The following is a 23,776-nucleotide window of genomic DNA, read 5'->3' on the forward strand; positions in this document are numbered from 1 at the left end:
ATTTGGTGGCCCTGACCGTCGAGGCCGCCGCCATGGCCGGCGTCCCCCTCGCAGGTACCAATTGGATCCCGGGCAACGGCGGGTTCTAAGCCAGCTCACTGCGAGCCACCTCAAGCTCATCCCCGCAGACCGACTCTTCTCCCCGGAACATCACCTGTTTCGGGGAGATTTTTCGCGCTTGCCGTCCGGTTCAGGCATCTTCCGGTTCGGCGTCCGGCTGCCAGGGCAGCGCTTTGAGCGGCGCGACGGCCGCCAAGATGTCCCGCGCGGCAGCGAGATGCGCCGGGTTTGAAACAGAAAACGTTTCGTCGGTCGCCGCCATCAGCAAGCCGCCGTCGGGCCTGTGCTCGACAATTGCGCTCGGCGGCGGCGTGATCAAATGCGCGAAGCGCGGCCCAACATAGGTGATCCATCCAAGGCGGTAATAGGTGGGATCTCGCCAGTCCCAGAGGTTGGCGAGATCGCGGGGATAGGCCATGCTCCACACGGGATCGAAAGTTTCGGCCATGGCCAGGACGGCGCCTTTAAAGATCGGGAAGGTGATAATGGCCGGATCTGGATCAATATACTCTTCTGTTGAAATCCACACATTATTACTGATGAGATCCGAATTGGACCAGCAGCCGCCGTGCACACTGATGCTCAGCCCGCGCGGCTGGTCCTCGATCGAATTATAGACATAGAATCTATAACCATAGATGGGGTCAGGGTCACCATCATCGTCGCGCGAGATTTTTGCCGCGATCTCCGTGGGCAATTCACGCTTGATCTCCTCAAATGCAACGGTCTGATCGTTTTTGTCGGTCCAAAGCCAACCGTCGAAGACGGGATCGACCGCCTTCAGCCGATCGAGCAGATCGACGAAGCGGGCGGCGAGCGCCGCGGGCGTCTCGCGCCGCGGCCCCCAAAAGGAATCCGCCGCAAAGTAATTTTTTATCTCGAATTTCGAACCTTCGTTGCTCATTAGAAGCCCCATATGATTTCCGAAGTGCCGGTTCCTTCGGGCGTATAAAAGATACGGACCTTGGGTAAAAAGCCTGCGTCGCCAAACAATTTCAAAGCGAACATGGCGATCTCTTTGTCCTGAAAATGCCAGTCGATCGGTCGAACGATTCCGGTTTGCAAATTGCGAAAATCATTCGCTTCAATTTGGCGAGCGGCTTGGTCGAGAAATTCCTCTTCCATGTCTTCCCTAAGCTTTTTATTTTTCAACCGCCACGCGTGGAAAGCCTTGTACTCTTGCATGATACCGGTCGTGTCCTGGCAATCGTCGAGTTTGATGATCCTCCCAGTCCTGGGGTTGAAGAGGCCAAAGGCGAGGCCCGGCGCCAGCGGCGGATGACGATGCGGATTGACGATTCTTCGGCTGACATATTGTGCGTATCTGACGGCGTTCGCATTGTTCGTCGCACCGGGATTGTCAATAACCGGAGCCGGGCAAAGCTTCGGCTCGTCATCTTTAGACGCGCGTGCGGCCTGCGCATCTTCGCGCGGCTCGCCCTTGGCGGCGCGTAAAGCCGCAGTTGCCGCGTCGCGATCGATATAGAGTACGCCGTCAAGGTCACGGCCGAGCGGCGTTCCCGTCGAAACATCGACATAGACGCCGTTTCGCAACTGAGCGCGAACCGTCGTTGCGCGGCCATCGGTGTCTCTGGCTGAAAGTTCGAGCGCGCCGGTGTCGTGATCGGCGCTGTAGTTTATGCCCGGCGACCCCGGCAATGTTCCTTCCGAGCGGATGCCTTCATTCGGCGAAGGAATGAAGATAGCGCCGAAGAAAATCGCCGGTTCCGCGATTTTACTTGCGAACTCGGTCAGTCCTGTAAGTGCCTCGGGACCAATGTCTCCGAGAAACGAACCAGAGACTCGCGTACCGAGACCCGCTCCAACGAGCGCGGTCGAAGCGCTGCTCTGCTCGGTCTTTGGCTCGCGCGGCGCAGCGCCGTCTGGAGAACTTGTGACGTGGGGCGCCGGCACCTTGGGAGGGCGGGCAGCACCGCCGGTTGATCCCCATTCGCCGCTTTGACGGCCATTGCCGGCGGCAACGCGAGGCTGATCGGGATCGTATTTTCGGAAATCAAGGGGCGCGAAGCCGAGTTCGCTCAATAAGCGGCTTGGCGGAAAGTCGTCGTCGAGAAGCGCCGCCGCGAGATGGAGACGCCAGGCATCGGCTTCGTTCGCGAGCCTCGGCAATTGCGCGAAGACGAGGCGCAGATTTGCGAGAGCTTTGTCATGCGGCCAATGGCCGGATGCGCTGGCGAGATGGCGCAGAAAATTGGGCGGCGGTCGACGCTGAAAGGCGACACAATATAACGCGAGGGCGCGTTCTCGATCTTCCGCCAGCGCAAGCTGCGGATGGCCGAACCAATCCTCCCGCATGCGCATCAGCGAAGTTCCGGCGCCGACGACCAAGCCGGCATCGGTCATTATCGTTTCGCGCGTGATCGCGCCTCGAAGGCGATAGCCCTCGAATTGTTTGCGGAGAGCCGCAGCAGTTTGCACCCGCTTTTTCCCTTGGCTGACGGAAAAAGCTTAGGCGAAGCGCCAAACGATGTAAAGAACAAATAGAGAACAAGCGTCTTACAGGTTATCGTGTGGAACGCGTACGATTGCGAATCAGATCGCCCTACAAATTCACCATCGCCATGCCGCGCACGTCATAGCGCTCGCCGGCAATCACGTGCGATGCGACAGCGCTTTCGATCGCTTCGATGTCGGCAGGCGTCAGCACGACATCGGCGGCCTTAATGTTTTCCGCGAGCCGCGCGCGCTTGGTCGTGCCGGGAATCGGCACGATCCAGGGCTTTTGCGCCAATAGCCAAGCGAGAGCGATCTGCGCCGGCGTCGCGCCCTTCGTGTCGGCAATGGATTTCAAACTCTCGACGAGCGGCGCATTCTTTTGCATCGCGTCGGATTGGAAGCGCGGATTGGTCTTGCGCCAGTCGTCATCGGCAAGCTCGGTTCCGGCCGCGAACGCCCCGGTCAGAAACCCGCGCCCGAGCGGGCTATAGGGGACAAAGCCGATGCCGAGTTCTTCGAGCACCGGCAAAATGTCTTGCTCCGGCTCGCGCGTCCAAAGCGAATATTCGCTTTGAACCGCCGCAAGAGGATGCACCGCATGGGCGCGGCGGATGGTTGCGGCGCCGGCTTCCGACAGGCCGAAATATTTCACCTTGCCGGCTTTGACGAGATCGCCGACGGCGCCGGCAACCTCTTCGATCGGCACATTGGGATCGACGCGATGCTGGTAGAAAAGATCGATATGATCGGTGCGCAGGCGTTTCAGCGACGCGTCGGCGACCGCCTTGATATGCGCCGGCTGGCTGTTAAGGCCGATCGGCCGCGCACCGCCGTTAGGGTCGAGCGCCATGCCAAATTTCGTCGCGATCACGACCTTATCGCGGACCGGCGCCAAAGCCTCGCCGACCAGCTCCTCGTTCGTTCGGGGGCCATAGACTTCGGCCGTATCGAAGAAGGTGATCCCGAGATCGATGGCGTGCCGGATCAGCGCGACCATTTCGGCATGATCGCCGGGCGCGCCATAGGCCCAGGTCATGCCCATGCAGCCGAGGCCGAGGGCCGAGACTTCAAGGCCGTTGTTTCCGAGACGACGTTTTTGCATCATGAACTCCGCATTTGCTGCAGCACTGATATCCGCTTCGGCGCGCATGCCGAAATCACGTCGGCGCTAGCGCTTTGTCTCAAAACGCCGCTGACGCGGCTGCGGCTTTCTTGAAGGCGTCCTAGAACTCGCCATAGCCGCGCGCCATGGCCGCGGCGAAACCGAGCAGTGGGGCGAACAGCGCAAGCTCGACGTGGAGATAGATCCGGACGCGTTTGACCTCAGCGTCGGCGGGCGGCACGCCCTCTCTGCGCCAGCGCAAATAGGCGAGCGTGGGCGGCACCGATAACAGGCCGATCGCGGCGAATGTGCCGATCTTCGCCCAGAAGAAGGCGTTGTGCGAATAATAGTGCCAGCCTTTGGCCGCAAAGATCGCGCGCGCGAAGCCGACGATCACGACAAGGCCGGCGAGGATCCCATAGAAGAGGTCGAGCCTTGCGAGCCGCGCCACCGCATCGCGTCCGAGACCAGGCCGCGTCACGAAAAATTCGGCGAAGACAATGCCGAACAGGCTGAAGACGAAGAGATGATGAAGGATGGCAAGCCAGAGATCGAGCATCGCGAAGACCCGCGCGAGGAGGGGGGATTGTAATGCGACGCAGCCGCGAGGCAAGCGAGAGTATCCGTGTTGATCAAGCGGTTTTTCGCGTCAATCCCGCTCCAACTTATGAGACTCGATCACGTTCGTGCATTGAGGTCGGTTCGGCCTCAATGCAGCGTGATCTAAGCCGGCTGATGTCGGGTGCCGAGCCATTGCCGCCGCGACAGATACGCAAAAGCCTGCCCCGCGCGGTACCGGCGCGAATGCCGGCGTTTTGATGCAATCGCGAAAGCGCCGGTTAGGGAAATATTGAAATTCAAAGATGGCGACGGCGGTCCTTTGATCCAGCTCAACCTCCCCTTTGGCGGATGCCCTACTTTGAGCCGCTGGAGGATGCGGAAACGTGCGCGGTCTTCGGGTCAATCCCGCCGAACTCAATAGAATCGATCATGTCGAGCGGCGGTAGCGCGCAGACGGAGATCAAGATGGGATCGATCGCCAAGTCAACGTCCAAGCTTGTCCGCGGCGGCATGGCAATTCTGCTGATCGCAACGCTGGCCTTCGGCGCGGATGCGGCGCGCGCCTGCACCAGCTTCATCCTTCGTACGCGAACCGGAGGCGTTGTTTACGGCCGGACGATGGAATTCGGTTTCCCGCTCAAATCCGCCGTCATTCTCATTCCGCGCCATATCGCGCTGCACGCGACCGGTCCCGGCGATAAGCCAGGCGCTCTGAAATGGACGGCCAAATATGCCGCCCTCGGCCTCAATGCTTTGAACATGCCGGCGATCATCGATGGCATGAACGAGAAAGGGCTTGTCGGCGGCGCGCTCTACTTCCCAGATTATGCGGGTTACGCCGACCCGGCCAAGACCGATCCCGCCAGGGCGCTTGCCCCGTGGGACGTCCTGACTTGGGCGCTGACCAATTTCGCCACCGTCGCCGAGGTCAAGGCGGCCTTGCCGCGGATCGCCGTCGTCGGCCTCAAGGAAGCCCATCTCGGCCTGGTCCCGCCGCTGCATTATGTTTTGCACGACGCCTCGGGTGCCTCACTGGTGGTCGAACCCATCGGCGGGGTGCTGAAGGTCTACGACAATCCGTTCGGCGTCATGACCAACGCGCCGCCTTTCGACTGGCAAGTGACGAATCTGAAAAACTACGTCAAAATCTCGGCGATCAATGCACCGCCCCTCCATATCGCCGGGCAGACCCTCACACCGATCGGCCAAGGGTCCGGGCTGTTAGGAATCCCCGGCGATCCGACCCCGCCCTCCCGTTTCGTCCGGGTGTTGGCCTATGCGGCCTTGGCCGAGCCACAGGCCGACGGCATCGCCAGCGTGCGCGCGGCCGAACATATCCTCAACAATTTCGACATTCCCAGGGGCTGGGTGCGGCCCCGCGCGGGAGACGCCACCCAATGGGAGTTCACCCAATGGTCGACGATCGCAGATCTCACCAACCGGGTCTTCTACGTCAAAACCTATGACGATCAGGTCTTGCGCCGCATCGATCTCAAGAGTCTCAACCTCGACGCCCCGAACCTACTCTCGGCGCCGCTCGTGCCGCGGCCTGAAGCGCCGGCTCTCGTGCTCAAACCCTGACAGGTAACACGCCGAAAGCATCGCGCATAATAGCGACAAGGCGTTGCGTTAAGATGATTTTTACATCCTGGAGCGGGATGCGAAAAAGGACCAGCGGTTTTTTGCAAAATCCCGCTCTACACTTTTAGAATCGATCACGTCGATTCGATCCGAAATCATCGTGATCTAAGCCGCAGCTTCGTTCGCATTCTCCAGCACATCTCTGACGCTGGCGCGGATGAGTTTCGACAGCGCCGCAAGCGCGGCGCGGCGCGGATGGCTTGGCCGGAAGATGAGCCGCACACGGCGGCGCGCCTTCGTGCCGCTCAAATGCCGCGCCACGAGGCCGCCGGGCAGGGGCTGTTCCTGCTTGAGCGCCAGGGCTGGAATCAGCGTCATGCCATAGCCGGCGGCCGCCATGTGCAGCAGCGTTTTGAGGCTGGTCGCGCGCATGTCGGCGATCGCCTCGCCGGCATTCTTCGGCGGCCCGCACAGTTCGAGCGCCTGGTCGCGCAGGCAATGGCCGTCGGTCAAAAGCAGCAGCGATTGTGCGTCGATGTCGGCGATGGTGATCCGGTTTCGTGCAGCGAGCGCATTGGCTTGTCCGAGCACGAGCCAGAAATCCTCATCGAACAAAGTCTCGGCCTTGAGCGCCGGTGTCTCGGGGTCGGAGGCGATGATCGCCGCATCGAGCTTGCCGGCGGTCACGAGTTCGATCAGGCGCACGGTCAAATCTTCGACGAGAACGAGCCGCAGCGACCGCAGCGCGCTCTGGGCGGCCGGCAGTGCGTAGGGCATGAGATAGGGCCCGAGCGTCGGGATGACGCCCAGATGCAACGGCCCGGCCAGCGGATCGCGCGCCGATTCTGCGACAGAGACGATGTCCTCCGCAGCGGCCAGGGCGCGGCGGGCATGGGCGAGAATTTGTTCGCCCGGTGCAGTCGGCCGCACCGTATGGCCGACACGCTCGAAGATGGCGAGGCCGAGTTCTTCCTCAAGCTTGCGGATCTGGCCGGAGAGCGTCGGCTGGCTGACGTTGCACGCGTCGGCCGCGCGGCCGAAATGACCGAAATCGGCAACGGCAACGATGTAGCGGAGATCGCGAAGGTTCATGAGCCAGGATGAAGTTTGAAACTATTTTGACGGCCATTGGCGCTGCCTATGAAATTAAACGGAACTATCGATTGGATCAATCTCCTCGGCTGACCTAGCTTGACCGCGCACCAGATAAAAGCATGCGGAGGGAGCGATGGACGCAAAGACGGATGACGGCGCGGGCAAATGCCCGTTTTCGGGAGGCCATGGCCATACCAACCGCGATTGGTGGCCGGACCATCTCGACATTCAGGTGCTGCATCGGAACTCGTCCTTGTCCGATCCGATGGGCGAAGCCTTCGACTATGCCGAGGCGTTCAAGAGTCTCGACCTCGATGCGGTGATCAAGGATTTGCATGCGTTGATGACGGATTCGCAGGACTGGTGGCCGGCAGACTTCGGCCATTATGGCGGCTTGTTCATCCGCATGGCTTGGCACAGTGCCGGCACCTATCGGATCACCGACGGCCGCGGCGGCGCCGGCGGCGGCCAGCAGCGTTTTGCGCCGCTGAACTCTTGGCCGGATAATGCCAACCTCGACAAGGCGCGCCGCCTGTTGTGGCCGATCAAGCAGAAATACGGCCGCAAACTCTCCTGGGCCGACCTCTTTGTCCTGACCGGCAATGTCGCTTTGGAATCGATGGGCTTCAAGACGTTCGGTTTCGCCGGCGGTCGCGTCGATACCTGGGAGCCGCAAGAACTTTACTGGGGTCCCGAAGGGACCTGGCTCGGCGACGAGCGCTATAGCGGCGAGCGCCAGCTGGCCGAGCCTTTGGGCGCCGTGCAGATGGGCCTGATCTACGTCAATCCAGAAGGCCCGAACGGCAACCCGGACCCGGTCGCGGCAGCGAAGGATATCCGCGAGACATTCTTCCGCATGGCGATGAACGACGAGGAGACCGTTGCGCTCATTGCCGGCGGCCACACGTTCGGCAAGACGCATGGCGCCGGCGATCCGTCATTTCTCGGCGCCGAACCAGAAGGCGCCGTCATCGAGGATCAGGGCCTCGGCTGGAAGAGCCGCTATGGCACCGGCGTCGGCGCCGACGCGATCACCGGCGGCCCGGAAGTCACCTGGTCGCAGACGCCGACGCGATGGAGCAACCACTTCTTCGACAACCTGTTCAAATATGAGTGGGAGCTGGAGAAGAGCCCGGCCGGTGCCTGGCAGTGGAAGGCGAAAGCAGCGGAAGCGACGGTCCCCGACGCTTACGATCGGTCGAAGAAACATGTGCCGACCATGCTGACGACGGATCTTTCGCTGCGGTTCGATCCCATTTACGAAAAAATCTCCCGGCGTTTCTACGAGCATCCGGATGTTTTCGCCGATGCCTTCGCCCGCGCCTGGTTCAAGCTCACGCATCGCGATATGGGTCCGATCCAGCGTTATCTCGGCCCGCTCGTCCCAAAAGAGACACTGATCTGGCAGGATCCGATCCCCGCGGTCGATCATGAGCGCGTCGGCGACCAGGATATTGCGGCGCTGAAGGCGAAGATTCTGGCTTCGGGCCTGTCGGTCTCGGAGCTCGTCGCGGCGGCCTGGGCCTCGGCGTCGACCTTCCGCGGTTCCGACAAGCGCGGCGGCGCCAACGGCGCGCGCATCCGCCTCGCGCCGCAGAAGGACTGGGCGGTGAACCAGCCCACGCAACTCAAGAGGGTTCTGGAAAAGCTCGAGGCGATTCAGAAGGAGTTCAATGCGTCGCAAAAAGGCGGCAAGAAAGTCTCGCTTGCCGACTTGATCGTTCTCGGCGGCGGCGCGGCGATTGAAAAGGCGGCGAAAGACGCCGGGACCGAGGTAACGGTGCCGTTCACGCCGGGTCGCATGGACGCGTCGCAAGAGCAGACGGATGTCCAATCCTTCGCGCCGCTCGAGCCGCTTGCCGACGGCTTCCGCAATTACCTCAGCGGCAAGCAATTCATGGCGCCGGAAGAGGCTCTCATCGACCGGGCAGAATTGCTGACGCTGACCGGGCCGGAAATGACGGTGCTCCTCGGCGGATTACGGGTGCTCGGCGCCAATTCCGGGCAATCCAAACATGGCGTCTTCACCGACCGGCCGGGGAAGCTGACGAACGACTTCTTCGTCAACCTTCTCGACATGCGCACGCAGTGGCAGCCCTCCGGCAGCGAGGCGGGCGTCTATGAGGGCCGCGATCGCAAGACCAACGCGCCGCGCTGGATCGGCACGCGCGTCGATCTCATCTTCGGCTCGCATTCGCAATTGCGCGCTTTCGCGGAAGTCTATGCCTGCGCCGATTCGCAGGAGAAGTTCATCGACGACTTTGTCGCGGCCTGGACCAAGGTGATGAATGCCGACCGCTTCGATTTGGCTTGATTTTGGACCTCGCTCCGGCGTGGCCCTCGGAATTGGCGTCCCGTAACGGGTGCCGCATAGCCCCCCACGTCCGGTCAGGACCCGCCGAAGGTCCGCCGGGCGTGTGCCGCCCGCCTATGGCGGCAGACAGCCGCGGGTCGTCCCCCCGCGGCTGTTGCTTTTGGTCGCTTGCCTTCCCACATCGGGAACTCTATAAGCGCCCCCATTCCACACGCGGAATTCGCGGTCCTGCCTTAAGGCCCGCACCCGGTGGCTTCCGGCGGCAACGCCGGCCAGCCTGATTTTCCGCGGCGGCTCAACCGGAGAAAGACTGATCTATGCTACCTGACTTTTCGATGCGCGGCCTCCTCGAGTCCGGCGCCCATTTCGGCCATCAATCGCACCGCTGGAACCCGAAAATGGCGCCGTACATTTTCGGCACCCGCAACAATATCCACATCATCGACCTCGCCCAGACGGTGCCGCTGCTGCACCAGGCGCTGAAGGCGGTATCGGATACGGTGGCGCGCGGCGGCCGCGTGCTTTTCGTCGGCACCAAGCGCCAGGCGCAGGACGCGATCGCCGACGCCGCCAAACGCTCGGCGCAATATTATATCAATTCCCGCTGGCTCGGCGGCATGCTGACCAATTGGAAGACGATTTCGGCGTCCATTCAGCGGCTGCGCAAGCTCACCGAGACGCTCGACAGCGGCGGCCAGGGCCTGACCAAGAAAGAGCGGCTTATGCTGTCGCGCGAGCGCGAGAAGCTTGAGAAGGCGCTCGGCGGAATCAAGGAAATGGGCGGCACGCCCGACCTGATCTTCGTCATCGATACGAACAAGGAGCAATTGGCGATCAAGGAAGCGGCACGGCTTCATATTCCTGTCGCGGCCATTCTCGATACCAATTGTGATCCGGACGGAATCACCTTCCCGATTCCCGGCAATGACGATGCGGGGCGCGCCATCAGCCTCTATTGCGATCTCGTCGCGCGCGCAGCGCTCGACGGCATTTCCCGCAGCCGTGGTGAATCGGGCATCGATCTCGGCGCGGAAGCCGCGCCGGTCGCCGAAGATTTGCCGGAGGCGGTCGCGCCGGAGGCCGACACGCAGACCGAGCATTTCGAATTGCTCGCCGCGCCGCGCGGGGCCCCGGACGATTTGGCGAAGCTGCATGGCGTCGGCCCGCAGGTCGTCAAGAAGCTCAACGACGCCGGCGTCTTCCATTATTGGCAGATCGCCGCGCTGACGCCGGACGAGGCGAAAAAGCTCGATCAGGATCTCAAGCTTGGCGGCCGCGTCGAGCGTGACGGCTGGGCCGAACAGGCCAAGGGCCTGATGGCAGCGGAATAAACGGCCCTTGGGCCGGGCGGGCTGATCCCGTCGCAATACTCGGCCGATGCGTGCGCCGCATCGGCTGCGCTCTTTTCGAATCGACTGAAGGATGAACGCGATGGCGAATGTCACGGCGGCATTGGTGAAGGAGCTGCGCGAAAAGACCGGCGCCGGCATGATGGATTGCAAGACGGCGCTGTCGGAGTCGAACGCCGATCTTGACGCGGCGGTCGATTGGCTGCGCAAGAAGGGCCTGTCGAAGGCGGCGAAGAAATCCGGCCGTATTGCCGCGGAAGGCCTCATCGCGCTCGCCGTCGAGCCGCTGCAGGGCGTCGCCGTCGAACTGAATTCCGAGACCGATTTCGTCGCCCGCAACGAGGATTTTCAGAAGATCGCCCGCAACATCGCCGAGGTCGCGGTCAAGTCAGGCTTGACCGATGCCGAAGCCTTGAAGGCAGCCGCCTATCCGGGCGGCGGCACGGTCGCCGAGGCGATTGCCAATGGCATTGCCACGATCGGCGAAAATCTCAATCTGCGCCGTGCTGCCTCGGTTGCGGTCGGGCAGGGCGTGATCGGTTCTTACGTGCATACGCCGGTCGCCGACCGGCTCGGCAAGATCGGCGTGCTCGTGGCGCTCGAATCGACCGGCAAGACCGACGTTCTGGCGCCGCTCGCCCGTCTCATTGCACTGCATGTCGCGGCGGCGAGCCCGCTCGCGGTGGATGCATCGGGCATCGATCCGGATGTCATCGCGCGCGAGAAGAAGGTGCTGGCCGAGAAGAATGCCGGCAAGCCGCCGCACGTGCTCGAGAAGATCGTCGAATCGGGCCTGAAGACCTATTACAAAGAGGTCACGTTGCTCGAACAGCCCTCGATCCATGCCGAGCACAGCAACAAGACCATCGGTCAGGTGCTGAAAGAGGCCGAAGGGGCCGCCGGCGCGCCGGTGACGCTCAAGGGCTTCGTGCGCTATGCGCTGGGCGAGGGCATCGAGAAGCAGGAAACCGATTTCGCCGCCGAAGTCGCGGCCGCCTCAGGGCAGGGATAGGACGGCCGGGGGGCCGTCTTACCGGCGCTTTTTGGCAGGCTTTTTTGCCGACTTGGCCGGTCGTTTCGTCGGCTTCGCCGTTTTCTTCGCGGCACGCGATTTCTTCTTCACGCGGGATTTATTCACCGGCTTGGCGCTCACCGCCTTGCGGCCGCGGCGGCGGCTCGCCAGGATTTCGGCAAGCGTCACCGGCCGGTAATCGAAGACATCGATGCCGACATCATATTGGCGCGGCAGTTCCTTCAGCTTGCCGTGCGAATGGCCGTGAAGGTCGATTGAGCCCTTGGTACTCAGATGCCAGGTCCGGAACGGATAATGGCAGAGGACGACCAAGCGGCCGTCGAGGACGAGTTCGGCATAATAGGATATGCTGGCCCAGGCGCTGCTCGCGGTCACCGCGGGAGAATCATTGTTGCCGATGATGAGATGCTTGCGGCCGTTGAGCGCGGCGAGCCATCTTTCGACGGCCGTCGCATCCATCGTCACGGCAAAATCACCGAGATGATAAACCTCGTCGTCGGGGCCGACGATGGCGTTCCAGCGGGCGATCAGCCCGGCATCGTGCTCAGCGATCGTCTTGAACGGACGCTTGTCGATGCGGATGCGCCGCGCATCGCCGAAATGCGTATCGCTCGTAAAAAAGACCGCCATGACATCCCGATGTTACGAGTCGTTGCGGGGGCAGCGACTCGTTTTAACACGGAATGCCGCGTTTCGTTCGGATTGGCTTACAGGGTCGCCTTGATCCCGACGTAGATTTCGAGCGGCGGCCCGACGGTGACGGAGCGGGGATCGTTGAATTGCGGGAAACCGGCGAAGCCGGCAGTTGAGTCGGTCTCGAACAATGCCCCGAACGTATTATAGCGATAATCGAGCGCATTGTTGACCAGGCCGAAGACCTGGACGTTGTTGTTGACCTGATACGAGGTCCGCAGATTGAGCGTCGCGAAGCCGGGCACCTGCGGCAGCGAATTGATCTCGTCGCCGACATAATACTGACCCGAACGATAGACGAGATCGGCGCCCACCTTCCACTTGGGCAGGATCTCGTAATCGAAGCCGATCTTGAATTTATGCCGCGGAATGCCGGGCAGGTTGTCGCCCGGCATGACGCATTCGACGCCCGTCGCACCGTTGCAGGTGGCATTCGGATTGTTCGGCGAGGAAAGCTGAACCGGCGTCAGGAAGGTCGCCTGGATATAGGAATAGCTCGCATAGGCGTCCCACCGGTCCGTCGTGAAGGTCGCGCCGAGATCGACGCCCTGGCGCAGGGTGTCGCCGGCATTGGTGAAATAGCCAAAGCCCGTGACCTGACTTTGCACGTTATAGATGTCGTTCTGGTTCTCGGTCCGGTAAAAGTTGGCGCTCCAGTCGAGCCGGCCGGGGATCGGGCCGCTGATCGGATTGTCGCCCTTGAAGCCCGCTTCGACCGTGCGCGCGACGACCTGCTTCAGCGGCGGGTCGGAGACGAGGAAATTGTCGATCATGCAGGGCTGCGAGGGGCTTGAGCAGCCAAGTTCAAGCGGCGTCGGAGCGCGGTTGGCCTCCGAATAGCTGGCGTAGGCCGAAATGTCCGGCGTGATCTTGAAAGTCGCGCCGACGACGGGATTGATCCGATTGAAATTGTTGTTTGCGTTGAGGTTCGGGCTTGCGCCGGTCAGATCGTTGAGATTGATCTGCGCATCGTTGAAGCGGGCGCCGGCGTGCAGCGTCAACCGATCGGTGATGTCGAAATCATCGAGCACATAGATGCCGAGATAGGTGTTCTGCGCGTTGAGATTGACGGGCGAAACGTCGGAGGCCGGCTCGTTGATATAGGTTCCGAGCCCCGTAACGACGAAATTCGTGGCAAGCGAGCCGATCTCGCTATTGCCGACGAAATGCGTCCAGCCGTGATCGACGCTGACGCCGGCTGTCAACGTATTGTGGTGGCCAAAGATTTTGTCGTCATAGGTCAATTGCGCGGTGGCGCCGGTGCTTTCGGTATGCGTCCAGTTGCGGTCGATCTCGCCGTAGAGCGAGCCGGCGGGCAGGGTGTCGGGGATGGCGGTCGGGTTGCCGTTGTTGCAAAGCGTCGCGCCGCCGCAGGATTGGAAATTGCTGATGTTGCCGTCGACATGCGCCTGGCCGTAATTGCGAAAATAGATGTCGCCATTGAATTTGAGCTTGTCGTTGATGTGCGACTCGTCCGAGAGCGTGATCATCTCGGCCGTCGTATTGGTCGTCTGCGGCGTCGTAAAAACCGAGGCCGGGTTTTGCTGCGATAAAATCAGCGGCGTCGAGCCGGCGACGCCGAGGCCATCGGCGCCCCCCGTCATGCTCAAATGGACTTCGTTGCCTTCGGCGCGATAGCCGACGTCGCCATAGGCGCGCTCGACATCCGACTGGCCGAAGTAACGGTAGCCGTTGGTCCGCACGCCTTCGGTCGCGACGTAATAGGCCCAATTGCCCTTGTTGACGCCATATTGGGCCGAGCCTTGAACCGTGTAATCACTGCCGCCCTGCAGGTCGAATTCGGTGCCCTGCAAGGTGAAGCCGTTCTTCATGTTCATGACCACGGCGCCGGCGAGCGCATTGAGGCCGAAGACCGGATTGCCGGTGACGATCTGCGCGGTATCGATCGCAACGGTCGGGATCAGGTCCCAATTGACCACGTCGCCGTAGGATTCGTTGATGCGCACGCCGTTCATATAAACGGCGAGACCCTGGGGCGTGCCCGGCACCGGCGAAGCGGTCTCGCCACGAAAGTTGAGCGATTGGGCCAAAGGACTGCCGATCGAATCGGTTGTCGAGACGCCGGGCGTCCGGCGCGCCATATCCTCGGTGATCGTGCTTTGACTGAGAGTCTCGATCTGCTGACTGTCGAGGGTCTGGGTTTCGTTGGGCACGTTCAACGCGCTGGTGCCGGCGCCAAGCGGCGTCGTCGCGACGACCTCAACCGTCGGAAGCTCGCCGCCGGCCTGCTGCGCAAGCGCCCGGGGCACAAAGACAAGGCTCGATGAAAACCCGACCAGAAACACGGATGCAAATAAAGCGCGCGAATGCGCGAGATCAATCGACATAAATCCCCCCACAGCATGAGCGCAGATCGCGGCGGCGCTAAATCCCCGCCGCCTCGCCGCTTTCTCGATTGCGAAGGGTAAACACGGGCCCCGGGCGCCGCTAGTGCAATCCCGCAACATCGTCACGTAAAACATTGATATTATTTAGAAAATGTCGCGCTCTAATTGGAAAAAATCTCGCCGTTTCCGGGAAAACGCGGCGCTTGAGACTTCCAAATTTTGAACTTGCGCGCAGCGCGCAGCGACGGCCTCCGCGGCCTTCACCGATTGCGAAAGTTTGGTGAAACGTGCGGTTTTCAGCTTCGGAACCGGGCTTTGTTCGGTTAGAAAGGCGCCGCCGAGGCCTTTGACGGACGATCCATGAACAATCACAAACCAAAATGGCGGCGGGTCGTCGTCAAGCTTTCAGGCGAGGCTTTGATGGGCCAGGCGAGCCACGGGCTTGATGCGCGCACGGTCGAAGCGATTGCCGCCGATCTCGCCGCGGCAGCGCGGCTCGGGGTCGAGACCGGTGTCGTCGTCGGCGGCGGCAATTTCTTCCGCGGCATTGCCGGGGCCGAGACAGGCATCGAGCGCGCGCGTGCCGATTCGATCGGCATGCTGGCGACGGTCATGAATGCGCTCGCTATGGAGCACGCGATCGAAAAACAAGGCCAGACGGCGCGCGCCTTGTCCGCCGTCGCCATGCCGTCGCTCTGCGAGCCTTATTCGCGCCAAGCGGCGCTGCATCATCTTGGCAAGGGACGCGTCGTTGTGCTCGCTGGCGGCACCGGCAATCCGTTTTTTACGACCGACACCGGCGCGGCTTTGCGGGCGGCGGAACTTTCGGCCGATGTGATCTTGAAAGCGACACAGGTCGATGGCGTCTACTCCGACGATCCCAAGCGCAATCCGGATGCCAAGCGCTACGAAACGCTGACGCATGACGAGGCGATCGCCAAGAACCTCGCCATCATGGACACGGCCGCTTTCGCCCTGGCCCGAGAGACGAAAATCCCGATTCTGGTTTTTTCGATCAAGGAGCCGGGCGCCATCTGCGCCGCCCTTCAAGGCAAGGGCCGCGCGACGCTGGTCACGCCCTAGGCGTAACATGGCCCGCTCCTTAGCCAGTTCCTGGGTATGTAACTTGGCGCGGGCGGGGAAATAGCATAGCAAAGCGAAAGATTCTGTGATCATATCCGCCCCCGCCGCAATCCCGCCGGACCGGTGTCGCAAGGCGGATGTGCAGGAGGCGTGGCGAGCCGGCCTGCGGCGCAAATTTCTTCGGGAGCGGAATGCGAAAAGATCAGTTCCGATTTTTCGCAGACACATCCGCTGCCAATTACGATAATCGATCGCGTTCTGTGCGTTAGGTCGAGGGGGCTCAAACGTATCGCGATCCGGCAAGGTTCAAAATGACGGACGAGTTCGATCTTTCTGATTTGAAGCGCCGGATGCAGGGCGCGATCGCTTCGCTGAAGCATGAGCTTGGCGGACTGCGGACGGGGCGCGCCTCGGCCAGCCTGATCGAGCCGGTGCATGTCGATGCCTATGGACAATCGATGTCGATCAATCAGCTCGCGACGATCAGCGTGCCGGAGCCGCGGATGTTGTCGGTCCAGGTTTGGGACAAGGGCATGGTCGGCGCCGTCGAACGCGCGATTCGCGATTCGAATCTTGGCCTCTCGCCGGTGACCGAGGGCCAGACGCTGCGCATCCGTATTCCCGAGCTCAACGAGCAGCGCCGCAAGGAAATGGTGAAGGTGGCGCACCGCTATGCCGAGGAAGCGCGCGTCGCGGTCCGTCATGTCCGCCGCGACGGCATCGATCATTTGAAGCGCCTGCTGAAAGACAAGCTGATCAGCGAGGACGACGAGAAGCGCCATGCGGGCGAGGTGCAAAAGGTCACTGATCAGCACGTCAGTGAGATCGATGTCGCTCTAGCGACAAAAGAAAAGGAAATTATGCAGATTTGAGCGACGATCCGAAAAGCGCCGGGCGCCTTTGGGCAGGGGTCGGAATCGAGAACCATTGCGGCGGATTGCAGGCAGGGATGATGCGGAGATGATCGGCGCCAAGACTGCAGCGCACGTCAAGCCGGCCCAGACAACGCCCCAGACAGCGGCTTCGCAGCCGAAGCCACCGGAAGTCGGAACCTGGCCGGGCCGCGTGCCGCGGCATGTCGGTATTATCATGGACGGCAATGGCCGCTGGGCCTCGCGCCGCGGCCTGCCGCGCATCGAGGGTCACCGGCGCGGTGTCGAGGCTTTGCGGGCGGCGGTGCGCGCGGCGATCGATTTCGGTCTCGATTATCTTACGGTCTATAGTTTCTCATCGGAGAACTGGAGCCGCCCGGTCGAGGAGATCAGCGATCTCATGGGGCTGCTCAAGCTCTTCATCCGCAACGATCTCGCCGAACTCGGCCGCGCCGGCGTCAAAATCAAAGTGATCGGCACGCGCGCCAACCTCAAGCCCGACATCCTGGCGCTGCTGGAGGAGGCGGAAGCCGCCACCGCCGCCAATAGCGGGCTCAATCTCGTCGTCGCCTTCAATTATGGCGGGCGGCAGGAAATCGCCGCAGCCGCAAGGCTCATCGCCGAGAAAGTCGCGGCGGGCACGCTCGATCCGGCAAAGATCGACGCAGATTTTTTTGCCCGGCACCTCGATACCGCCGGAATCCCCGATCCCGACCTCATCATCCGCACCTCCGGCGAGCAGCGGTTGTCGAATTTCCTGATGTGGCAGGCCGCCTATAGCGAATTCGTCTTTCTGCCGATTCATTGGCCGGATTTCGACCGCGCGGCGCTCGCTGCCGCGCTTGAGGAGTTTTCTGCCCGCGAACGCCGCTTCGGCGGCGTGACCTTGCCGCCGGGCAGTGTTATGCCCGGCCGATGAGCCATTCCGAAGAGGCGTCGGGGGTAACGACGGCGCGGTCCCGACCGCCGCCGACGCTGGGCGCGCGGCTCGCCGACCTCGGCCCGCGGCTGGGCTCAGCCGCCGTGCTGATCGCCGTCGCCGCTTTGTCCTGGTGGCTCGGCGGGATCGTCTTTTTCCTCGTCTGGCTGATCGCCGCGCTTGTCGTTGATTTTGAATGGCAACGCATCATCGGCGGGGCGCGGCCGTCGGCACAGCTCCTCATCGGCTCAGCCACGCTGATCGCGACGGCGGTTGCGGTTCGCTCGCAGGCGCCGGCGCTTGGGGCCTTGATCCTGCTAGGCGGGGCAGTGGTGACCGGCTATCGGGCGGGACCGGAGCGGCGGCGCTGGGCGGCGCTGGGCGTCTTGTACGCCGGCGCCTTGCTCATTGCCGTGTTGACGCTGCGCAGCTCCTTCCCGTTCGGGCGCTGGTCGATCGGCTGGCTCTTCGCCATTGTTTGGGGGACCGACGCGGCCGCCTATTTCGCCGGCCGGCTGATCGGCGGCCCGAAATTCCTGCCGCATATTTCGCCGTCGAAGACCTGGTCCGGGACAGGCGTCGGCATTCTCGCTGGGGCCTTGATCGGCCTTGGCTTTCTCGTTTTTGCCGCGCAGTACAGCCAGCTTGAGACGCTGGCGCCAAGCCCGGCCCTGTTTTGCCTCGGCCTGGTTCTGGCGACGGTCTCGCAGCTTGGCGACCTGTTTGAATCTTGGATGAAGCGCCGCTTCGGGGCAAAGGATTCGAGTAATTTCATTCCCGGCCATGGCGGCCTCATGGATCGTGTCGACGGTTTCACCGCCACGGTCGTCTTCGCGGCCGTGCTCGGCGTGCTGCGGGCTTTTCCGACGCCGGCCGAAGGCCTGTTTCATTGGATGTAGAGCGTATGACCCTGGGACTTGACGTCGAAAATCCGCGCCGCCTGCCGCCGAAGGCGCCGCCGCGCAGTATTGTGGTGCTGGGCGCCACCGGCTCGATCGGCACCTCGACGGCCGACATCATCAAGAATTCCGCCGGTGCTTTCGATGTCGTCGCGGTCGCCGGCGGCCGCGATCCGATCGCGTTGGCCAGGGTCGCGAGAGAGCTCGGCGCGCGATTCGCGGCTCTGGCGGACGATTCGGGTTATAACGCTTTGAAGCAGGCCCTGAACGGCAGCGGCATCGAAGCCGCGGCTGGCCGCGCCGCGGTGGTCGAGGCGGCGCTGCATCCCGCCGATATTGTGATGGGCGCCATCGCCGGCACGGCCGGGGTCGAGCCGACTTATGCGGCTCTGTCGGCCGGGCGGACCATTGCCCTCGCCAATAAGGAATGTCTCGTTTGCGCCGGTGCCGCCTTCATCCGCCAGGCTAAGGCGATGGGCACGCAACTCCTCCCGGTGGATAGCGAGCATAATGCGATTTTTCAGGCTCTGGGCGACGCCGAGCCCGAGACGATCGAAATGATGACGCTCACCGCCTCGGGCGGACCGTTCCGCGCCTGGAGCGCCGAGGCGATCGCCAAGGCGACGCCGGAGCAGGCGCTGAAACATCCCAATTGGGCGATGGGTCCGAAAGTGACGGTCGATTCCGCCGGTCTTATGAACAAAGGCTTGGAAATCATTGAGGCGCATCATATTTTTGGAATCGAGGCGGAGCGTCTCGATGTCCTTGTCCATGCCCAATCGGTGGTCCATGGTCTGGTCGCCTTCCGCGACGGATCGGTCACCGCCGGCCTTGCCGCGCCCGATATGCGGGTGCCGATCGCACATTGTCTTGCTTATCCCGAGCGGCTGAAGACCGGCGCCCGCCGTCTCGATCTCGCCGCCGTCGGACAATTGACCTTCGAGCGGCCGGATTTTGCCCGGTTTCCGGCGCTCCGGGTGGCGCTCGATGCCTTGCGCACGGGACGGGGCCTGCCGACCGTCCTCAATGCCGCCAACGAGATCGCCGTCGAAGCCTTCCTCAACCGCCGCATTTCGTTTCACGATATTGCCCGCTTGGTCGAGGCCTGCTGCGAGGCGGCCTTGCGCGACGGGACGGCGAGCGAGCCTTCGTCCGTGGAAGAGGCTCTGGCCGTTGACCATATCGCAAGAGAAAGCGCCCGGACCCTCTTGGCGGAGGGGCGCGGTTTCGGCATGTTAACGACTTGCTAACCAAAAAGGGCCGGCACTGATGCTCGCCCTGGTTGCGTCGGGGCCGAAACCTGCCGCGGCGCGCGAAAAAGGAATGAAATGTCCATCACGGCCCATCTCGCTTCTGCCGCCGGCTCGATCCTGCCGTTTCTCTTCGTTCTCAGCATCGTCGTCTTTTTTCACGAGATGGGGCATTTCCTCATCGGCCGGCTCTGCGGCGTGAAGGTCGATACGTTCTCGCTCGGCTTCGGACCGGAAATCGCTCATTTCATTGATCGCTGGGGCACCCGCTGGCGGCTCGCCGCGCTGCCGCTCGGCGGCTATGTGAAGTTCCACGGCGACGCCAACGGCGCCTCGATGACCGATACCGAGGCCGTGACGGCGATGCCGGCGGCGGAGAAGAAAGTCACGTTCTTCGGCCAGAGCGTATGGAAGCGCGCGGCCATCGTCGCGGCCGGCCCGCTGGCCAATTTCGTTTTGGCGATCGTCATCTTCACCGGAATTTTTGCCATCCATGGCCGCGGCGTACTGGTGCCGCAGGTTGCCAAGATCTCGCATGACAGTGCCGCCGAAGCTGCGGGCTTCCGTCCCGACGACGTGATCGTCTCCGTCGACGGCCGCAAGGTGGACAGTTTCGAGGACGTGCAGCGCATCGTCCAAGGCTCGAGCGGCGTGCCGCTGAGCTTCGTCGTCGCACGGCAGGGGCGGGACGTCACTTTGGTCGCGACGCCGCGCCGGCGCAGCATGACGACGGCGATCGGCCTGTCGGACGTGGGCGTGCTCGGCGTCGAGGCCAAGGCAACGTCGGACAATTGGCATATCCAGCGCTATGGCGTCGTCCAGTCCTTCGAACTCGCCACCGGCGAAACCTGGTACATCATCGAGCAGACCGGAGCCTATGCGCGGGGGCTGATTCTCGGCCGTGAATCGACCGATCAACTCTCCGGGCCGATCCGGATTGCCGAGGTCTCCGGGGAAATGGCCAAGGTCGGATTCGCAGCGCTTCTTAATCTTGCCGCGGTTTTGTCAATTTCAATTGGAATCCTCAACCTGTTGCCGATCCCGCTGCTCGATGGCGGGCATCTGGTCTATTACGCAATCGAAGCCGTTCGGGGGAAGGCACTGAATGAAAAGATCCAGCAGGTCGGCTTTCGAATCGGCCTGACCTTCGTGCTGGGTCTGATGATCTTGGCGACATACAACGATATCTTGCGGCTGACGAAGTGATTCTAAGCCGTGCCTTGCGCTTGCGGCACAAGGCCGTTGGGGGCTGCCCGTCGTTTGTCGGAGGGTGATTGGCGTGGGGACGACGTGCGCCGAAAAGCGCAGTTAACCATGCCTCTTAACGCGACGCTGAGAGGATTAAGCGTGTCTTACTCGCCACGCAGTTCCGAAAACGACGCCGCACCGCCAAACGGCATTTGCAGGGTAAATGTCAAACCCTGTAGAAGCGGAGCTTGGGGCTGGCAGGATGGCGGGCGAAAAAGCCGCCAGAACAAAGCGCGCGGCCAAGTTTGAGGCCGCGTTCCGGACCGACAGCCCGTCGCAAGCGCCGGGAGGTAGTCCGAAGACTGACTTGGGTGGGTGTTGCGGGTTGGCGCTTGAGATGGCCATCGGCAGCAAAGTTAGATCGAAATGCGGGGACCGGGCGTAGATGCGATTTATTCGGGGTCAACTGTTCCGGTGGTTTCTCGCCGTAGTGCTCATGGCGCCGCTTTTGGCGTCGCTTCCCGCTCTTGCCGCCGGCGTCGAGGTCGAGGGCAACCATCGCGTCGATAGCGAAACGATCGCCTCCTATTTCGCCGGCGCCGATCCGGCTTCGATCAATGCCGGCGTGAAGGCGCTTTATGCCACCGGCCTGTTCTCCGACATCCAGGTCGTGCATGAAGGCCGTGCCGTCGTCATTCGCGTGTCGGAAAACAATCTCATCAATCGCGTCGCCTTCGAGGGCAACAGCAAGGTCAAATCCGAGCAGTTGCAGAGCGAGATCCAGTCCAAGGATCACGGCCCGTTCAACAAGACGATCGTCGATGCCGACGTCGAGCGCATCAAGGACCTCTACCGGCGCGCCGGCGAGGCGGCTGCGACCGTCACTTATCGAATCGTCAATCTGCCGAATGGCCGTGTCGACGTCGTTTTTCATATCGACGAAGGTCCGAAGACCGGCGTGAAGCAGATCAACTTCGTCGGCAACCACGTCTATTCGTCCGGCAAACTGCGCGATCTGATGCAGACGACGGAGATGGACTGGCTGTCGTTTTTCAAATCCTCGGACGTCTATGATCCGGACAAGATTGCTTCGGATCTCGAGGCGATCCGTCGCTTCTATCTGAAAAACGGCTATGCCGATTTCCACGTCATCGGCTCAGACGCCCGCTACGATCCGACGCTGAAGGGCTATGTCGTCACCATCACCGTCGAAGAAGGCGTGCAATATCGCGTCGCCGCGGTGAATATCGAATCGCACATCCCGGCCATCGACGGCAATGCGCTACGCGGCTATCTGCGCGTGTCGCAAGGCGAGATCTATAATGGCGATCAGGTGCAAAAGACCGTCGATGCGCTGACCACGCAGGTGATGCGCCACGGCTATGCCTTTTCACAGGTTCATCCGCGCGGCGATCGGGATCCGGTCACCCGCACGGTTCGTCTTGCCTTTGTCATCGACGAAGGGCCGCGCGTCTATATCGAACGCATCGATATTCGCGGCAATACGCGAACCCGCGACTATGTCATCCGCCGCGAATTCGATATCGGCGAGGGCGACGCCTATAACAAGGCGGTCATCGACCGCGCCGAACGCCGGCTGAATAATCTCGGCTTCTTCAAGAAGGTGACGATCACCAACGAGCCCGGCTCGGCGCCGGACCGCGTGGTCGTCGTCGTCACAGTCGAAGATCAGCCGACCGGCTCGTTCTCGGTTTCCGGCGGTTATTCGACGGCGGAAGGCATTATCGGCGAAGTCGCGGTGCAGGAAACGAACTTCATGGGCCGCGGCCAGTTTGCCCGCTTGTCGGTGCAACTCGGGCAATATGCGGAAGGCGTGACCTTCTCCTTCACCGAGCCCTATTTCCTCGATCACCGGATTGCTGCGGGCTTCGACGTCTTCGCCAAGAACAGCATGGTGTCGCAATACGCATTCTATAACGACTTCATGGTCGGCGGCACGCTGCGCGGCGGCTTGCCGGTGACCGACGAGATCACCTTCTCGCCCCGGTATTCGATCTATTCGTCGGACATTTCGATCCCGAACAGTTCGGCCTTCCCCTATAACGACTGTACAAATCCGATCTGGGGGATCACGCCGAGCTGGGATCCGGCCATTCAAGCCAGAGGTTTTCCGGCGGCGGGCTTCAACTTCAACTGCTTGACGAACGGCGAAGCCTCGCTGGCCCTGAAACAGGCGCAAGGCGTGACGCTGACCTCGATGCCGGGCTTTACGCTGTCGTACAATTCGCTCGACAACAATCGCAATCCGACGGACGGCATCCACGCCGAATGGCGCGAAGATATCGCCGGCGCCGGCGGCAACGAGCGTTATGTCCGTTCAACCGCAGACCTTCACTATTATCATGATATCTATGACGAAATTGTCGGCGTGCTGCACTTCCAGGGCGGTATTCTGAACCATTTCGGCGGGGGCGAGGCAAAGATCGTCGACAATTTCAACATGGGCCCGGAATTGGTTCGCGGCTTCCAGCCTGACGGCATCGGCCCGCGCGACGTGTCGCCGGGCTTGGATCCGGCAGGCAATCCGTTGGGCGGCACCAAATTCTGGGGCGCTTCGGCGGAAGCGGATTTCCCGATCCCCTATCTGCCGCGAGAAGTCGGTCTCAGGGGCGCGGTCTTCTCCGACTTCGGCGCGCTCTGGGGCTATCAAGGGGCGACGTTCTTCCCGCAATTCGCCTCGAGCCCGGTCGTGACGAGCGGCGCGCCGGTCGGAACGTTCCAGGGCAATACGATCACCGTGGGTGGCGATTCGACGGATATCCGCGCATCGGTCGGCGTCTCGCTAATCTGGTCGTCGCCGATGGGTCCGATTCGTTTCGACTTCGCCAAGGCGGTGCTCAAGAACCGGTGGGACCAGACGCAAATCTTCAACTTCACCGGTGGCACCACCTTCTAAACCGGGACGGGACGGCAACGCCGAAATCGGCTAGGGTCGTTGCGTCCGGCCCGCC

General features: G+C 62.0%; 18 protein-coding genes. 11 read left to right on the forward strand and 7 right to left on the reverse strand.

Going from position 1 to position 23,776, the window contains the following annotated elements; all coding sequences use genetic code 11:
- Nucleotides 1-190: 190 nt before the first annotated feature.
- The 4 genes from Q0025_RS02315 to Q0025_RS02330 form a co-directional block, all read right to left on the reverse strand.
- On the reverse strand, nucleotides 191-964 hold the full coding sequence (locus tag Q0025_RS02315) for an Imm52 family immunity protein (RefSeq protein ID WP_297295629.1): 774 nt from the start codon (nucleotides 962-964) through the stop codon (nucleotides 191-193).
- Nucleotides 964-2,103 (reverse strand): hypothetical protein, encoded by a 1,140-nt coding sequence (locus Q0025_RS02320; RefSeq protein ID WP_297295631.1) that lies wholly within the window; start codon nucleotides 2,101-2,103, stop codon nucleotides 964-966. The genes Q0025_RS02315 and Q0025_RS02320 overlap by 1 nt, the downstream gene beginning before the upstream one ends.
- Before the next feature lie 520 nt (nucleotides 2,104-2,623).
- The gene (locus Q0025_RS02325) at nucleotides 2,624-3,619 is read right to left on the reverse strand and encodes an aldo/keto reductase (protein ID WP_297295632.1); all 996 of its coding nucleotides are present in this window, start codon (nucleotides 3,617-3,619) and stop codon (nucleotides 2,624-2,626) included.
- Between the two features lie 121 nt (nucleotides 3,620-3,740).
- Nucleotides 3,741-4,178, reverse strand: coding sequence for a DUF2214 family protein (locus tag Q0025_RS02330; RefSeq protein ID WP_297295633.1), 438 nt, complete (start codon nucleotides 4,176-4,178; stop codon nucleotides 3,741-3,743).
- A 431-nt stretch (nucleotides 4,179-4,609) separates the two neighbouring features.
- Here Q0025_RS02330 and Q0025_RS02335 point away from each other — a divergent pair, with 431 nt between their 5' ends.
- Nucleotides 4,610-5,761 (forward strand): choloylglycine hydrolase family protein, encoded by a 1,152-nt coding sequence (locus tag Q0025_RS02335; RefSeq protein WP_297295636.1) that lies wholly within the window; start codon nucleotides 4,610-4,612, stop codon nucleotides 5,759-5,761.
- A 165-nt stretch (nucleotides 5,762-5,926) separates the two neighbouring features.
- Here the strand turns inward: Q0025_RS02335 and Q0025_RS02340 are convergent, their stop codons facing one another.
- On the reverse strand, nucleotides 5,927-6,853 hold the full coding sequence (locus tag Q0025_RS02340; protein WP_297295639.1) for a LysR substrate-binding domain-containing protein: 927 nt from the start codon (nucleotides 6,851-6,853) through the stop codon (nucleotides 5,927-5,929).
- 136 nt (nucleotides 6,854-6,989) lie between these two features.
- Between Q0025_RS02340 and katG the strand changes: the two genes are divergently transcribed.
- The 3 genes from katG (at nucleotide 6,990) to tsf (ending at nucleotide 11,531) form a co-directional block, all read left to right on the forward strand.
- Complete coding sequence (gene katG, locus Q0025_RS02345; RefSeq protein ID WP_297295641.1) at nucleotides 6,990-9,170, forward strand: catalase/peroxidase HPI; 2,181 nt, start codon at nucleotides 6,990-6,992, stop codon at nucleotides 9,168-9,170.
- Nucleotides 9,171-9,487: 317 nt separating this feature from the next.
- Nucleotides 9,488-10,501 carry a 30S ribosomal protein S2 gene (locus tag Q0025_RS02350; protein ID WP_297295643.1) on the forward strand — a complete coding sequence of 338 codons (1,014 nt, stop codon included), beginning with the start codon at nucleotides 9,488-9,490 and terminating at the stop codon, nucleotides 10,499-10,501.
- Between the two features lie 100 nt (nucleotides 10,502-10,601).
- Nucleotides 10,602-11,531: a translation elongation factor Ts gene (gene tsf / locus Q0025_RS02355; protein WP_297295644.1), complete on the forward strand. Its 930-nt coding sequence runs from the start codon at nucleotides 10,602-10,604 to the stop codon at nucleotides 11,529-11,531.
- 18 nt (nucleotides 11,532-11,549) lie between these two features.
- Here tsf and Q0025_RS02360 read toward each other — a convergent pair whose 3' ends face one another.
- Nucleotides 11,550-12,182, reverse strand: coding sequence for a metallophosphoesterase (locus tag Q0025_RS02360; protein WP_366939375.1), 633 nt, complete (start codon nucleotides 12,180-12,182; stop codon nucleotides 11,550-11,552).
- A gap of 77 nt (nucleotides 12,183-12,259) precedes the next feature.
- A complete protein-coding gene (locus tag Q0025_RS02365; RefSeq protein WP_297295646.1) occupies nucleotides 12,260-14,593 on the reverse strand; it encodes a TonB-dependent receptor in 2,334 nt (777 codons plus the stop codon).
- Nucleotides 14,594-14,953: 360 nt separating this feature from the next.
- Between Q0025_RS02365 and pyrH the strand changes: the two genes are divergently transcribed.
- The 7 genes from pyrH (at nucleotide 14,954) to bamA (ending at nucleotide 23,721) form a co-directional block, all read left to right on the forward strand.
- Complete coding sequence (pyrH, locus tag Q0025_RS02370) at nucleotides 14,954-15,676, forward strand: UMP kinase (protein ID WP_297295648.1); 723 nt, start codon at nucleotides 14,954-14,956, stop codon at nucleotides 15,674-15,676.
- A 311-nt stretch (nucleotides 15,677-15,987) separates the two neighbouring features.
- Nucleotides 15,988-16,548: a ribosome recycling factor gene (gene frr, locus Q0025_RS02375; RefSeq protein ID WP_297295650.1), complete on the forward strand. Its 561-nt coding sequence runs from the start codon at nucleotides 15,988-15,990 to the stop codon at nucleotides 16,546-16,548.
- An 88-nt stretch (nucleotides 16,549-16,636) separates the two neighbouring features.
- A complete protein-coding gene (locus Q0025_RS02380) occupies nucleotides 16,637-17,467 on the forward strand; it encodes an isoprenyl transferase (protein ID WP_297295651.1) in 831 nt (276 codons plus the stop codon).
- The gene (locus Q0025_RS02385; protein ID WP_297295653.1) at nucleotides 17,464-18,366 is read left to right on the forward strand and encodes a phosphatidate cytidylyltransferase; all 903 of its coding nucleotides are present in this window, start codon (nucleotides 17,464-17,466) and stop codon (nucleotides 18,364-18,366) included. Before Q0025_RS02380 ends, Q0025_RS02385 begins: the two co-directional genes overlap by 4 nt.
- Before the next feature lie 5 nt (nucleotides 18,367-18,371).
- Entirely contained in the window at nucleotides 18,372-19,616 is a 1,245-nt protein-coding gene (dxr, locus tag Q0025_RS02390) for a 1-deoxy-D-xylulose-5-phosphate reductoisomerase (RefSeq protein ID WP_297295655.1), read from the forward strand.
- Nucleotides 19,617-19,694: 78 nt separating this feature from the next.
- Nucleotides 19,695-20,822 (forward strand): RIP metalloprotease RseP, encoded by a 1,128-nt coding sequence (gene rseP, locus Q0025_RS02395; protein WP_297295657.1) that lies wholly within the window; start codon nucleotides 19,695-19,697, stop codon nucleotides 20,820-20,822.
- 490 nt (nucleotides 20,823-21,312) lie between these two features.
- Complete coding sequence (bamA, locus tag Q0025_RS02400) at nucleotides 21,313-23,721, forward strand: outer membrane protein assembly factor BamA (RefSeq protein ID WP_366939376.1); 2,409 nt, start codon at nucleotides 21,313-21,315, stop codon at nucleotides 23,719-23,721.
- The last annotated feature ends 55 nt before the right edge of the window (nucleotides 23,722-23,776 follow it).

It is taken from the genome of uncultured Methylovirgula sp. (genome assembly GCF_947646745.1).
Lineage (GTDB): Bacteria > Pseudomonadota > Alphaproteobacteria > Rhizobiales > Beijerinckiaceae > Methylovirgula.